This is a genomic window from Actinoplanes campanulatus (genome assembly GCF_014647795.1).
In the GTDB taxonomy this organism is placed as follows: Bacteria; Actinomycetota; Actinomycetes; order Mycobacteriales; family Micromonosporaceae; genus Actinoplanes; species Actinoplanes campanulatus.
The window spans coordinates 144,125-157,162 of record NZ_BMPW01000010.1 but is presented as its reverse complement, the minus strand read 5'-3'; the positions used below and the strand labels follow the sequence as shown (position 1 = coordinate 157,162).

Sequence of the window (13,038 nt, the reverse complement as noted above, 5' to 3'; positions counted from 1 at the left end):
TCGCCGCGGACCGCCCGCGGATCGTGATCGGCTGGAAAAACCGCATAGCGTGACGATGCAGGCTGGCAGGGGGGCCGGCCCGACCGTCAAGCACAGTTTTCCCGGTCGCTGTCGATTCTACTCCGCCGGAACGAATCGGCGAGGGTCCGGCACCCCTTCAGGGTGCCTGAGAGTGCCGTAGCGCGATTTGAGGCGCTACCCACGTAATCCCCTACACGCCACTGGTGCCCCGCGCAATGGCAAACGCTGCGGCAGTTTCGCCGCTCGGGCGCGCCTGCGATGCCCGGCCCGCACTCACTGCCACACTGCTCGACAACGTCCCGCGGCCGTGTCGTAACCTCGCCCGCGCGGGCCGGAGACGGCCGGGTGGTCGCAGGGCAGGTCGAGGAGGGGTGGCCCCGGATGGCGCACGACAAGGGCCTGGACAACGTCGCGGTGCACTGGCCGCGGACGAACCAGTACTACGATCCGGTGGCTCCCGCCGAGTTCGTCGACTTCGGAGCGATCGCCGACCGGCCCGAGATCGCCGCGCCCACCGGCGCGCTGGCGCTGCACATCGCCAAGACCGGCACGGTGCGGGCCACCGCGTACACCGAGCTCATCGATCTTCTCCTGGGCCTGGAGGGCGTGCTTTACGCCACCGAGGCGGCTGCCGAGGACGAGGACCCGGTCATCGACCCGGACGGCTGCGCCTGGATCGCCGGCGGCCTCGAGCGGTTCGTCGAGGGCCACGAGAAGCACGGCGACCTGGTCACCTTCGACACCGTCACGGACGTCATGCGCACCGCGATCTCCGCCGGCCGGCTCGCCGAGCAGCAGTTGCGCTGGCTGGACCAGCGGCTCGCGGCCCTGCGCGACGACGCCGGCAACTCGCCGCACTGGAGCTTCGCGCGCACCGAGCTGGCCGTGCTGGCCGGCTTCTACCGCCGCTGCGCCGACCGCGGCTTCGCGGTCTTCGCAGACTACTGAGAGCCCGACTGATGAAAGCCCGGTCACCGGGTACGTGGGTGGCGGATCAACCAGGTCACGCCACCCGCCACCAGCAGGACGACCAGCACCGATCCGGCCCAGAAGATCCGGGAACGATCGGCGCCCCCGGTCTCCACACCGGTCGCCAGTAGCTCGTTGCCGTCACACGAGTTCGTCCGGTCGTCGGTGGCGTACACGCGGTACCGGCCCCCCTCGACGAACCTGTATCCACAGGACGCCTCGTCCTTCTCGGTAGCCAACGTCACCGAGTCGTCCACATCGCCCTTGAGCACGGATTCGACCGCGAACCGGACATCGACCCGCGAGCCCCACACGCCCCCGTCGACCTCCTGGACCACCCCGACGAAGGCGGTCTCGGCCTGCTCCAGTGGGTCGAAGCCGGACGCACAGGAGCACGCCCAGGCCGGCCGCGCGGCCACCGGAATCGGGGCGAGAACCAGCAACATCAGGACCAGGACCCGGCGCACATGCGTGATCATGCGGTTCAGACGCACGGGACGCCGTTCCGGTTTCAGCCGTAGGTGTCCCGCGGTCCACGACCCTGCACCCGGCGCGGCCCCCGACTCCACGACGGCGCCGCCGGCCCGTGGATGTTGAGCCGGGTCACCACGTTGTTCCCGACCTCGCCGGCGATCTTCCGCAGCAGCGTGGCGGCCAATAGCCGCAGCTGGGTGGCCCAGGCGGTGGACTCGGCCTCGACGGTCAGCACCCCGCCCTCCAGCCGCACCGGACGACTGTGCGCCGCGATGTCCGGCCCGACGACCTTCTCCCACGAGCCGAAGACGGTGGCCTCAGCCTTCGGTTTCTCCCAGCCCCGGGCCCGCATGAGGCGCTCCAGCATCGCCCCGAACGGCTGTGGATCGCGCGGATCCGGGCCAGGTCCGGAGTAGCCGCGCAGCCGTCGCCCGCTGCCCTGTCCGGTCCCGGTCCGTTTGCGCGGGGTGCGCGCGGCCTCGCGTCGCCGCGCGAGCGCGGCATCCAGCACGGCCCGAGCCAATTCCGGTCCGGCAAGGCCGTCGTTATCCACAGCCTGTGGATCGTCCGGGCCTTTCTCAGGGGTACGGTCGGCGCGCTCAGCGCCTCCCACAGCGCCGCGAAGCTCCCGAGCCTCATCCGCCCCCGCCCAGAGGTCCCCGAGGGCGCCCTCGAGGCGCTGAGGGGGCTCTTCGGGCCGGGCAGGCTTGCGTCCGGCTGACCGGTCCCGGTCAGGGTCAGGAAACACGGGTCACCGCTCCCGTCCCGACGTCGTAGCGCGCGCCCCGCAGGCCGGCCGGCACATCCTCGGGCACCGCGCAGGTCACCAGCAACTGTGCCGCGTCGGACACCAGAGCCGCCAGCCTTTCCCGGCGATCGGTGTCCAGCTCGGCGAAGACGTCGTCGAGGGCCAGCACCGGCTCGATCCCGTCCGAGCGCAGCAGGTCGTACGCCGCGAGCCGCAACGCCAGCGCGAACGACCAGGATTCACCATGGCTCGCGTACCCCTTGGTGGGCAGCTCGCCCAGCTGCAACGAGAGGTCGTCGCGATGCGGGCCGACCAGTGTCGTCCCGCGCTCGATCTCGGCCGCCCGGCGCTCGGCCAGCGACTCCAGGATCATCGCCTCCAGCGCCGACCGGTCGGTGGGCAGCGACTCACCCAACCGTGACGCGTACCCGATCACCGCCGCCGACCGTCCGGCGGCGACCGCGTCGTACGCCTTCGTCAGGTGCGGGCCCAGCGCCGCCGCCAGCTCCAGCCGCCCGGCCAGCAGCTCGGCACCGTGGTACGCCAGATGCTGATCCCAGACCGCCAGCGTGGACAGGTCCTGTCCACGGGTGCCACCCACCTTGCGGGTCAGGTAGGCGGTCCGCAGCAGGGCGTTGCGCTGCTTCACCACCCGGTCGTAGTCGGCCCGCACCCCGGCGTAGCGGGGCTGCCGGGCGACGAGCAGGTCGTCGAGGTACCGACGGCGCTCGGACGGGTCGCCACGGACCAGTTCCAGGTCCTCCGGGGCGAACAGCACCATCCGCAGGGCGCCGAGCACCTCCCGCGGGCGCCGCACCGGTGAGCGGTTGAGCCGGGCACGGTTCGCCCGGCCCGGCACGATCTCCAACTCGACCAGCAGCTCCCGACCGTCGTGGGCGATCGCGCAACGGATCACCGCCGAGGAGGCGCCGACCCGGACCAGCGGGGCGTCGGTGGCCACCCGGTGGCTGTCCAGAGTCGCCACGTAGCCGAGCGCCTCGACCAGGTTGGTCTTACCCATGCCGTTCTGGCCGACGAGCACGGACACACCGGGATCGAGATCGACCGCCACCCGCTCGTAGGAACGGAAGTCGGTGAGCTCGACCCGGCGTACGTGCATGGATCAGCGCTTGACGGCGTGGCCGCCGAACTGCTGGCGCAGCGCGGCGACGGCCTTCATGGCGGGCGAGTCGTCCTGGCGGGACTCGAAGCGGGTGAAGATCGACGCGGCCAGGACGTGGGCCGGAACGGCGAGACGCACGGCCTCGTCGACCGTCCAGCGGCCCTCGCCGGTGTCCTCGACGTAGCCCTTGAGGTTGGCCAGGGTCGGGTCCTCGTCGAGCGCCCGGTCGAGCAGGTCCAGCAGCCACGACTTGACGACGCTGCCCTCACGCCAGCTCTTGATGACGGCCGGCACGTCGTCCACCAGCTCGGACGCCATGAGGATCTCGTAGCCCTCGCCGTACGCCTGCATCATGCCGTACTCGATGCCGTTGTGGATCATCTTGGCGTAGTGGCCGGCGCCGTGCGTGCCGGCGTGCGCGAAACCGAACTCGCCAGCCGGCTTGAGCGCCTCGAAGATCGGCTTGCAGTGCTCCACCTGGGCGGCATCGCCACCGACCATCAGCGCGTAGCCGTTGGTGATGCCCCAGACGCCGCCGGAGACACCGACGTCGAGGTAGTGGATGCCCTTCGCCCGGAGGCGCGCGGCACGTGGGGCGTCGTCGGTGAACTTCGAGTTCCCGCCGTCGATGACGATGTCGCCCTCGGAGAGCAGGTCCGAGAGCGCGTCGATGGTGTCCTCGGTGATCTTGCCGGCTGGCACCATGGTCCACACGACACGTGGGGCCGCCAGCTTCTCCACCAGCTCAGCCAGGTTTGCTGCGTCGCTCTTGTCCGCGTTGTGGTCGAAACCGATGACCTCGTGCCCCGCTGCACGCAGTCGTTCCCGCATGTTGCCACCCATGCGGCCGAGACCGATCAGGCCGAGTTGCATGGTGATCTCCCTAGATGAGCGATTGGTTCAAGCTCAGTATCAGCGAGTCACTCGAATCGGCATGATCAGATAGCGGTAACCCGGGATGATTTCGCCGCTTTCGCCAGCGGGCGAGATCACAGCGGGCTTGAACGCGTCGACGAAGGCGAAGACGGCGGTCGGAGCTCCGAGATTCTGCAGGCCGTCGATCAGGTACTGCGGGTTGAACCCGATCGTCAGCGCCTCACCGGTGAACTCGGCCTCCATCGCCTCACTGGCGCGGGCCTCCTCGGTGCCACCGGCCTCGACCACCAGGCCGTCCTCGCTGAAGCTCAGCAGCACCGGGGTCTGGCGCTCGGCGACCAGGGCGACCCGGCGGACCACCTCGACCAGGGCGGCCACACCGACCCGGGCCTCGGCGTTGTGCGAGGCCGGGAAGAGCGAGCGCACCGGCGGGTAGTTCGCCCCGTCGAGCAGGCGGCTGGTGGTGCGCCGGGTGCCACCGGCGAACCCGATCATGCCCTCACCGGCCTTGCCCTGGGTCAGTGCCAGGGTGACGGCGCCACCGGTCGGGCCGAGGGCCTTTGCGGTGTCGTTCAGCGTCTTGGCCGGCACCAGCGCGTTGTGGCTGATCTCCGGGTCGTCCGGGGTCCACTCGATCTCCCGCATGGCCAACCGGTAGCGGTCGGTCGCCAGCAGCGCCATGGTCGAACCGTTCAGCTCCAGCCGCACACCGGTCATCATCGGCAGGGTCTCGTCCCGGCCCGCGGCGATCGCGACCTGCGAGACGGCGGAGGCGAAAACGGCCGCGTCGACGGTGCCCGCGCTGGACGGCATGTCCGGCAGGGTCGGGTAGTCCTCGACCGGCATCGTCGGCAGGGTGAACCGGGCGCTGCCGCACACCAGCTCGAGATGCGCGCCGACGGCGGCGATGTCCACCGGCTTGCCCGGCAGTGCCTTGGTGATCTCGGCGAGCAGCCGGCCGGAGACCAGGGCGGCCCCCTCCGCGTCGGCCTGCACCTCGACGGTCACCTGGCTGGAGACCTCGTAGTCGAAGCCCGACACCTGCAGGCGGCCGTCGGTGACCCGCAGCAGAACGCCGGCGAGCACCGGCACCGAGGGCCGGCTGGGCAGGCTCTTGGCTGTCCAGGCCACGGCGTCGGCGAGTGCGTCTCGCTCCACCCGGAACTTCATGCTTCCTCCGCGATGCGTCCTCATACAGGGGGCTTGGACCCCACTGAACTCTATGGCTCCGGCGGTATCCCCGTGTGCCCGACCCCGGTGCTGTGCAGTCGAGCCCGAGGCGTGGCGAGCCGGAACCAGCCCATCCACACCTTCCACAACGCTGATGATTGGTTTTTGTTTTCTTAGAAGAGATAACTTCATCGTCTTCATAGGGGCTGTGGATTCTGTGGATAACTCGCGTTTGCGCTGGTGACAGGGTTATCCACCGGTGATTCACATGTGGGTAACCGGGGTATAAACCCGGGTCGTTGTCCACAGTTGTCGACGCAGCGAGAGTTGTCCACCGCTGTCCCCAGGCTATCCCCAGGTTTTCCACCGGGTTTATCCCCCGCCCTGTGCATAACGCGGGGACGCTACCGACACGTTGTCCCCAGAACCTTCAACAGGTAATCCACAGGCGTCCACAGCCTGTGAGATCAACAACTACTCTTCGTGACTGTCCACATCGATTTCCACAGGAGTTATCCACTTCTGTGGGTTGAGGTGTCAGGAGTTATCCACCGCCTGGGGAGCCAGCCTGTGGATGCCTGTGGATGAGTGTGGATAACGTTGGCACGAAACTGGCACGTCGCGACGTTGACAACTTGCCCTTCAGTGTCCTCACGAGAAGGCAGTTATTAGCTTCAATGTCTTCAGGTTTCACTAATGATCTGGGTATAACTTGTGGAAAACCCCGTGTAGAACTCGTGGAAAACTGTGGGTAAGTAGAGAAACGGCAGCTCAGAGGCTGTGCGCATTGCGTCGCACATTCTGTCCGACCCTGTGGGTAACTGCCTTTTGAGCCCTGCACGGCCGGATGCGGCTGGGGATAACCCATGGACGGTCCCGGTGAGCGGGCCGATCCGGCTCAGACAAAGATCCATTGGGCACGAGGGAAGCCCGCCCAGCCTTGTCCACACCGTCCCGTGCGAGGGCGTGGCAGGTTGCGGAGTGAGTGGGCAGCACCGCCCGGCGGGTGCGTGAGGGCGTGCCCCGGCAGCTAGCCGGGCATCGCGAGGCGCCGGCCGCGTGGTGCGGTCGAGCGCGCGTACGCCGTACCCCTCAGGTGTTTTGTTTGATCCTGTTGGTGAGCTCGGCGATCTGGTTGTAGAGCGACCGGCGCTCGGCCATGTGCTGGCGGATCTTGCGGTCGGCGTGCATCACCGTGGTGTGGTCGCGGCCGCCGAACGCCTGCCCGATGCGGGGCAGCGAGAGATCGGTCAGTTCCCGGCAGAGGTACATGGCCACCTGCCGGGCGTTGACCAGCACCCGGCTGCGCGAGTGCCCGCGCAGGTCCTCCAGGGAGACGCCGAAGTAGTCGGCGGTCGAAACCATGATCTGGTCGGCGGTGATCTCCGGGCCGGCGCCGTCCGGCATGAAGTCGCGCAGCACCTCCTCGGCCAGCGAGAGCTGCACCGGCGAGCGGGTGAGGCTGGCGAACGCGGTCACCCGGATGAGGGCGCCCTCGAGTTCGCGGATCGAGTTGGAGACCCGGGACGCGATGAACTCGAGCACGTCGTCGGGGGCGTACATCCGCTCCTGTGCGGCCTTCTTCTGGAGAATCGCGATACGCGTCTCGAGGTCGGGCGGCTGGATGTCGGCCAGCAGACCCCACTCGAAGCGGGTGCGCATCCGGTCCTCGAGGGTGGCCAGCTGGCGCGGCGAGCGGTCCGAGCTGATCACGATCTGCTTGTTGGCGTTGTGGAGCGTGTTGAAGGTGTGGAAGAACTCCTCCTGCGTCCGCTCGCGGTTCTCCAGGAACTGGATGTCGTCGATCAGCAGGATGTCGACGTCGCGGTAGCGGCGCTGGAACGCCTGCGTCTTGTCGTCCCGCAGGCTGTTGATGAAATCGTTGGTGAACTCCTCGGTCGACACGTAGCGCACCGAGCGCGCGTGCCCCAGGGTGGTGGCGTAGTGCCCGATCGCGTGCAGGAGGTGGGTCTTGCCCAGCCCGGAGCTGCCGTAGATGAAGAGCGGGTTGTACGCCTTCGCCGGTGACTCCGCGACCGCGACCGCCGCGGCGTGCGCGAACCGGTTGGACGAGCCGATGACGAACGTCTCGAACATGTACTTCGGGTTGAGCCGGTTGCCGTCCTGCCCACCGGGCCGCGGCGTGGTGCCGGGACCCCGCAGATCGATCGGCGGACGGCCCGGCCCGTTGTCGCCGGCGCGGCTCGGCACGTCGTCGCGGCGGTCCGGACCGGGCATCGGCCGGTCGTTCTGCCGCAACTGGGCGGCGTCGGCCGCCATCCGATGCGCGACCGCGTCGTTGGGCTGTTCCTTCTCGGCCGGCGGCGCGGCCGGGGACCGGTTCACCGGCGGCGGCACCGTCGGCATCGGGTCGGCGAAGAGCGCCTCCTGGCCGTCGTGGGCGGCCGGAACCCCACGGGGGAACGGCGCCTGCGGAGCGGAGTGCTGCGCCGACCCGGTCGGGTACGGCTCCGGCGCGTGCTCGGCCGGACCGAAGGCAGGCCCCTGGTAGGGCGGCGGTTCTGGCATCCGCGGCGAGCCCGGATAACCCGGCAGCTCCGGCTGAAAGGGCCCGTTCTCGGCGTAGTGCCGTGGCTGCGGGTCCACCATCGGACCGGCGGACGGCTCGGCCGGGGTGCCGTAGACGGTGCCCGGCATGCCGGAGCCGTCCTCCGGGGGCCGGACCGTGACCGCCACCTGTATGGGCCGGCTGAGCCGGCGGCTGAGTGCCTCGGTGATCGCCGGGCGCAGCCGTGACTCGATGATGTCGCGGGTGTACGTGTCCGGAACCGATAGGAGAGCGGTGTCCTCGACTATCGCCCGCAGCCGGGTGAACTGTAGATAGGCGCGCTGCTGCCGTGACGCGATCTCGTCGGACAGCTCGTCCAACGTCTCACGCCACAACTTGCCCAGGTCGACCTGCTCGGCCACCGCCGCGCCACCCCCATCGCCACCGACCCCCGGTGGGCCTTGTCCGGCCTTTCGCCTGTGCCTGTCGGCGCCCCGTGACGGGCAACCGGCCGGCGTCCCCCAACCCAGCACAGTTAACGTGCTGAACACGCACGGCGCCACCAGCTATCCACAGGTTATCCACAACCTGGGTCAGTGCCGGTGGCCGCTCCCGGCCGGATGGTCGGCAGATTTACCGGAGCCTGTAGTTGGCGCGGGCGGTAAACAGGCTCACCGTGGCGAACGATCCACCTGCTTGTCCGGTTTTGGCCGCTGCTTCGCGGGCTGCGAACGGCCGGATGAGACCAGCAACCGCGCACGCTAACAGCGGCGACAGGTGGACTACAACCGCCGTCCTGTCCATCCACCGCACGCGCGCGGGAAAAGATTCACTTTGTGCACGGAAAGACCTGCCAGGCGATCATTGCCCGCCCATGTCGGCGTGCCGACCAAGGATATGGTTGACCACCCCGGGGGCCCTGCGTAGGGTTGGGCGGTTGCTCCGCCGCGCTCTGCTAAAGTGGCGTCTTGCAGCGCATGATGCCCCCAGAGTCGTAGTACGAAGACGGAGTTTTGACGTGAGCAAGCGCACCTACCAGCCGAACAACCGCCGGCGTGCCAAGACCCACGGCTTCCGGCTGCGCATGCGCACCCGTGCCGGTCGCGCCATCCTGTCTGCCCGCCGGTCCAAGGGCCGCGGCCAGCTGTCGGCCTGAGCCGACCGCTAGTCGGGTCGGAATGCCCAGGTAGTCGTGCTGGCCGCGGTGCAACGATTGCGGCGTAGCGCGGACTTCGCCGCAGCGATTCGCGGCGGCCGCCGTGCCGGTCGCGGCACCCTGGTCGTTCACCTGCTTCTTGATGAGCCGGCGTGTGCCTCCACGGCGCGCGCCGGCTTCGTCGTCTCCAAAGCGGTGGGCAACGCGGTCGTCCGCAACCGGGTGCGCCGCCGACTGCGTCACCTGGTCCGGCCACTGCTCAGCGAGCTGCCCACGGGCGCGTCCCTGGTCGTCAGAGCATTGCCACCGGCGGCCGCGGCGACGTCCGCCACGCTGGCCACCGACCTGGAAGGTGCGCTCGCGGCCGCCCGCAGACCCCGGCGGCCGCGATGACCCTGGCCGCCCGGGTCCTGACCGCAGCGGTCGTCGCGTACCGTCGATACTTGAGTCCGGTGCTGCCGGCCCGCTGTCGGTTCTACCCCTCGTGCAGCGCTTATGCCCTGGAGGCGTTGGCGCGTTACGGCGCGATCCGGGGTACGGGCCTGGCGATCTGGCGGCTCCTCCGCTGCCATCCCTTCCACCCTGGCGGGTACGACCCGGTGCCTGACCCGATCCGTCACCGTCCTGCCGATGTGACTGGAGATTAGATTGAGTCTCGACCCGATCTACTACGCCATCTCGTGGATTCTTCTGCGCTGGCATTCCTTCTGGGATGCGATCGGCATACCCGAAGATCGTGTCATCGGTACCAACTGGGCCTGGATCCTGGCGATCTTCTGCCTGGTGGTGACACTGCGGGTCATCCTCTTCCCCGTCTTCGTCAAGCAGATCAAGAGCCAGCGTGCGATGCAGGCGCTGCAGCCCAAGGTCAAGGCGCTGCAGGAGAAGCACAAGGGTGACCGGGAGACGCTCCAGAAAGAAATGATGGAGCTGTACCGGACGGAGAAGGCGAACCCGCTCATGGGCTGCCTTCCGATGTTCCTGCAGATCCCGGTCTTCTTCGGTCTCTTCCACGTGCTCCAGCACCTGGACCCGAACATCTCGGACGCGAACAAGCAGCTCTACGGCTGGCCGCTCGATCAGTTCAACAGCGCCGCCCACGCGCACCTGTTCAACGCCCCGATCAGCGCCAAGTTCGGTTCCTCCGCCGCTGAGCTGTCCGTCCTCGGCGCGGACGGCACCACGGTCAAGATCGTGGCCGGCATCTTGGTCCTGGTCATGATGGCCACCACGTTCCTCACCCAGCGCCAGATGATCCTCAAGACCGGCTGGGCCGAGGACCCGCAGCAGCTGATGATCCAGCGGCTGATGCTCTACGGCATCCCGTTCTCGCTGCTCATCTCCGGTGCGCTTTTCCCCATCGGTGTGGTCATCTACTGGGTCACCAACAACCTGTTCACGCTGGCGCAGCAGCAGTGGGTGCTTCGCAAGTTCCCGCCGCCGCAGATGGCCAACAAGGGTGGCTCGGCGGGCCGGGTGGCGCCCGGGACCAAGGTCTCCGGTGGCAAGAACCTGGTGCAGCCCGCCCGTACCGGTGGTCTGTTCGGTCGTAAGAACACCCCCGAGCCGGCGAGCCCGGTGGTCGACACCAAGGCCCTCGCACCCAAGCCCGGTGCCAAACCGGTGAATCCCAAGAAGGGCGCCAGGCCGGCGAACAAACCCAAGGGATGATCGCGGCTTAGGCCCAACACCCGGCAGGGCCTGAGCGCGCCCCTCGAGACCTCCCCGCGCCGCGCGCGGGAAACATCGGACCGATCTCGGTCCGGCCCGAATGACAACGGAGATGAGACCGTGACCGACACCAGCACTCCCCCTTCCGCCGACTCGTCAGCCGAAGCCACCGCTGCCGAGCCGGCCGGCACCGAAGAGGCCAAGAAGTCGGAGACTGTCGCCTCGGACAGCGACCTGTTCCGCCAGAGCGAGATCGCCGCTGACTACGTCGAGGGTCTGCTGGACATCCTCGACTACGACGGCGACATCGACGAGCTCGTCTCCGCGGGCCGGCCGATGGTCGAGGTGGTCGGCGGCCGTCTCCAGCCGCTGGTCGGCCAGCGCGGCGCCACCCTCGAGGCCCTGCAGGAACTGACCCGCCTTGCCATCTTCCGGGCCACCGGCTCGCCGAGCCGCCTGCTGCTCGACATCGGTGGCTACCGTGCCGCCCGGCGCAAGGAACTCGGCGCGGTCGCCCGCAACGCCGTCGAGAAGGTCAAGGAGCACGGCGACCCGGTCCGCCTCGAGGCCATGTCGGCGTTCGAACGCAAGTGCGTGCACGACGTGGTCAACGCGATCCCCGGTGTGCAGAGCGAGTCCGAGGGCGTCGAGCCCAACCGCCGCATCGTGGTGCGGGCGGCGGACTGATCGTGACCACCTCCCGCCACGGCGCGGGTGACTCCGGCCCGGGCGTCGAAACGCCCGGGCCGTCGTCTTTCCCGGCGCCCGACCTTCGTCCACCGGCCACCGCTGTCGAGGTCTTCGGGGAACGGCTCGCGCTGGCCACCCGCTACACCGAACTGCTTGCCACCGAAGGCGTGATCCGGGGCCTGATCGGCCCGCGGGAGGCGCCCCGGCTGTGGGAGCGACACCTGATCAACTGCGGCGTCATGGCGCAGCTCATCGCACCCGGCGCCGCCGTGGTCGATGTGGGCTCCGGCGCCGGGCTGCCCGGCCTGGTGCTGGCGATCGCCCGCCCGGACCTGCGGGTCACCCTGGTCGAGCCGCTCGCCCGCCGGACCGCGTTCCTCACCGAGACCGTCGAGGACCTGGGCCTGGACAACGTCACCGTTCTCCGCGGCCGGGCCGAGGAGGTCGTCGACGTGCTGCCCGGAGCCGATGTGGTCACCGCTCGCGCTGTGGCCGCGCTCGACAAGCTTGCCGGTTGGTGCCTGCCGCTCGCCGCCGTGGGGGGCCGTCTCCTCGCGATGAAGGGCTCGTCCGCTGCTGAGGAGATCGCCGAACACACGGCGGCGATCGCGGCTCTCGGTGGTGGGGAGCCGGTCATCCACCTCTGCGGGGCTGGACTGATCGAGCCCCCGACCACGGTGGTGGAGATCGTCAAGGAGGCGCATGTGGTGCCCGGCCGGAAGAAGGCCGCTTCGGTTCGCTCGGGCCGTGGGTCTGCATCCCAGCGTGGCCGGCGGGATCGCCGGGGTTAGCCATTCCGCGACTTTCGGTCCCGGTCCGATTTCCTTCGGGCCGGGACCGCCTTTTTGGTACGGGGTAGCGCGCTCGTATGGCGCGGTTCGGGTGACCCATGTTTCACGTGCAACGTGGGGCGCCCTCGACCGCGGTCTGGCGGGTGCACGGTTGTCCACAGGCCCATGGGGGGCTGGGCGCGCTTGTGGACAACGGCCGGTTCGGGTCGCCGACTGTGGTCTTTCTGGTCCCGATCCCATTTTCGTTCGGTAGGTGGAGCAGTGATGCGTCAAGGTGGGTACACCGCCCTGCGGATGGGCCTCATTCGGCCGTTGGCGGGGTTTCGGGATCTTCCGTGCACTCGTGGTGCATCTTGTGTTGTGGACGCGTCTCGGCGGCCATGAGGGGCTCGGCCTCGTCTGGCTCACACAGGGGCCGCATCGTTGGATCCTTGAGCGGCTGATCCTCGGTCGTTGCCGCCGCCGTCCGTTGTCGTGAGCGGTCTTCGTCGGGTCTCATCTGGGCGGTCCGCCGCCGTTCCTAGGCGACTTGGAGGCCCGCGAATCTGGGTTCGGCTCTCGCTTCTCCGGCTTTCGCTTCGGAGTGCCGGCGGATCTGTTACGGCGTGCGGGAGCGTGGTGGGTGATACGCAGCCGTCCGCACTTAAGTCGTATACGGGTCGTCCGACTCGGCGGTGACCGTTGCGCCGTACCTGAGGTCCGACGCCGTCACCCGCCATACCGCCTAACGTGGTTGCGGCCCTGGTGGTATGTCGCCTGACGCCTCGCGGCTGCCGGTTTTGGGAGGGCCGGGGCAGAGGGGTCTGTCATGGTGGTGTGCCTTCGGGCGTACACCATGGG

The 13,038-nt window shown here is 68.8% G+C and carries 13 protein-coding genes; 7 read left to right on the top strand and 6 right to left on the bottom strand.

All coding sequences use genetic code 11. The features are described from left to right. Positions 1 to 402 precede the first annotated feature (402 nt). Entirely contained in the window at positions 403 to 969 is a 567-nt protein-coding gene (locus IEZ13_RS20615; protein WP_183225828.1) for a hypothetical protein, read from the top strand. Between the two features lie 23 nt (positions 970 to 992). On the opposite strand, the gene IEZ13_RS20610 is transcribed toward IEZ13_RS20615, so the two are convergent. The 6 genes from IEZ13_RS20610 to dnaA form a co-directional block, all read right to left on the bottom strand. Beyond that, entirely contained in the window at positions 993 to 1,469 is a 477-nt protein-coding gene (locus tag IEZ13_RS20610; RefSeq protein ID WP_183225829.1) for a hypothetical protein, read from the bottom strand. A 32-nt stretch (positions 1,470 to 1,501) separates the two neighbouring features. Beyond that, a complete protein-coding gene (locus IEZ13_RS20605) occupies positions 1,502 to 2,017 on the bottom strand; it encodes a DciA family protein (RefSeq protein WP_183225830.1) in 516 nt (171 codons plus the stop codon). Between the two features lie 184 nt (positions 2,018 to 2,201). After that, the gene (gene recF / locus IEZ13_RS20600; protein WP_183225831.1) at positions 2,202 to 3,332 is read right to left on the bottom strand and encodes a DNA replication/repair protein RecF; all 1,131 of its coding nucleotides are present in this window, start codon (positions 3,330 to 3,332) and stop codon (positions 2,202 to 2,204) included. A 3-nt stretch (positions 3,333 to 3,335) separates the two neighbouring features. Further along, positions 3,336 to 4,208 (bottom strand): phosphogluconate dehydrogenase (NAD(+)-dependent, decarboxylating), encoded by an 873-nt coding sequence (gnd, locus tag IEZ13_RS20595; protein ID WP_183225832.1) that lies wholly within the window; start codon positions 4,206 to 4,208, stop codon positions 3,336 to 3,338. 39 nt (positions 4,209 to 4,247) lie between these two features. Next, the gene (dnaN, locus tag IEZ13_RS20590) at positions 4,248 to 5,381 is read right to left on the bottom strand and encodes a DNA polymerase III subunit beta (RefSeq protein WP_183225833.1); all 1,134 of its coding nucleotides are present in this window, start codon (positions 5,379 to 5,381) and stop codon (positions 4,248 to 4,250) included. 1,092 nt (positions 5,382 to 6,473) lie between these two features. Continuing rightward, complete coding sequence (gene dnaA, locus IEZ13_RS20585; RefSeq protein WP_183225834.1) at positions 6,474 to 8,312, bottom strand: chromosomal replication initiator protein DnaA; 1,839 nt, start codon at positions 8,310 to 8,312, stop codon at positions 6,474 to 6,476. A gap of 596 nt (positions 8,313 to 8,908) precedes the next feature. Here dnaA and rpmH point away from each other — a divergent pair. The 6 genes from rpmH to rsmG all read left to right on the top strand — a co-directional run bounded on the left by rpmH (position 8,909) and on the right by rsmG (position 12,198). Continuing rightward, positions 8,909 to 9,046, top strand: coding sequence for a 50S ribosomal protein L34 (rpmH, locus tag IEZ13_RS20580; RefSeq protein WP_183225835.1), 138 nt, complete (start codon positions 8,909 to 8,911; stop codon positions 9,044 to 9,046). A gap of 36 nt (positions 9,047 to 9,082) precedes the next feature. Continuing rightward, on the top strand, positions 9,083 to 9,439 hold the full coding sequence (rnpA, locus tag IEZ13_RS20575) for a ribonuclease P protein component (RefSeq protein WP_183225836.1): 357 nt from the start codon (positions 9,083 to 9,085) through the stop codon (positions 9,437 to 9,439). After that, positions 9,436 to 9,693, top strand: a complete 258-nt coding sequence (gene yidD, locus IEZ13_RS20570; protein ID WP_183225837.1) for a membrane protein insertion efficiency factor YidD — start codon at positions 9,436 to 9,438, stop codon at positions 9,691 to 9,693. The genes rnpA and yidD overlap by 4 nt, the downstream gene beginning before the upstream one ends. A 1-nt stretch (position 9,694) precedes the next feature. Then, positions 9,695 to 10,717 (top strand): membrane protein insertase YidC, encoded by a 1,023-nt coding sequence (gene yidC / locus IEZ13_RS20565; protein WP_183225838.1) that lies wholly within the window; start codon positions 9,695 to 9,697, stop codon positions 10,715 to 10,717. A gap of 120 nt (positions 10,718 to 10,837) precedes the next feature. Further along, positions 10,838 to 11,404, top strand: coding sequence for a Jag family protein (locus tag IEZ13_RS20560; protein ID WP_183225839.1), 567 nt, complete (start codon positions 10,838 to 10,840; stop codon positions 11,402 to 11,404). 131 nt (positions 11,405 to 11,535) lie between these two features. Further along, entirely contained in the window at positions 11,536 to 12,198 is a 663-nt protein-coding gene (gene rsmG, locus IEZ13_RS20555) for a 16S rRNA (guanine(527)-N(7))-methyltransferase RsmG (RefSeq protein WP_229794846.1), read from the top strand. Positions 12,199 to 13,038: the final 840 nt, after the last annotated feature.

What these genes read in the sequence shown, in the direction of transcription:
- IEZ13_RS20610 (WP_183225829.1), bottom strand. Translation starts at nt 1,469, where the DNA reads ATGATCACGCATGTGCGCCGGGTCCTGGTCCTGATGTTGCTGGTTCTC.
- dnaN (WP_183225833.1), bottom strand. Translation starts at nt 5,381, where the DNA reads ATGAAGTTCCGGGTGGAGCGAGACGCACTCGCCGACGCCGTGGCCTGG.
- recF (WP_183225831.1), bottom strand. Translation starts at nt 3,332, where the DNA reads ATGCACGTACGCCGGGTCGAGCTCACCGACTTCCGTTCCTACGAGCGG.
- yidD (WP_183225837.1), top strand. Translation starts at nt 9,436, where the DNA reads ATGACCCTGGCCGCCCGGGTCCTGACCGCAGCGGTCGTCGCGTACCGT.
- IEZ13_RS20615 (WP_183225828.1), top strand. Translation starts at nt 403, where the DNA reads ATGGCGCACGACAAGGGCCTGGACAACGTCGCGGTGCACTGGCCGCGG.
- gnd (WP_183225832.1), bottom strand. Translation starts at nt 4,208, where the DNA reads ATGCAACTCGGCCTGATCGGTCTCGGCCGCATGGGTGGCAACATGCGG.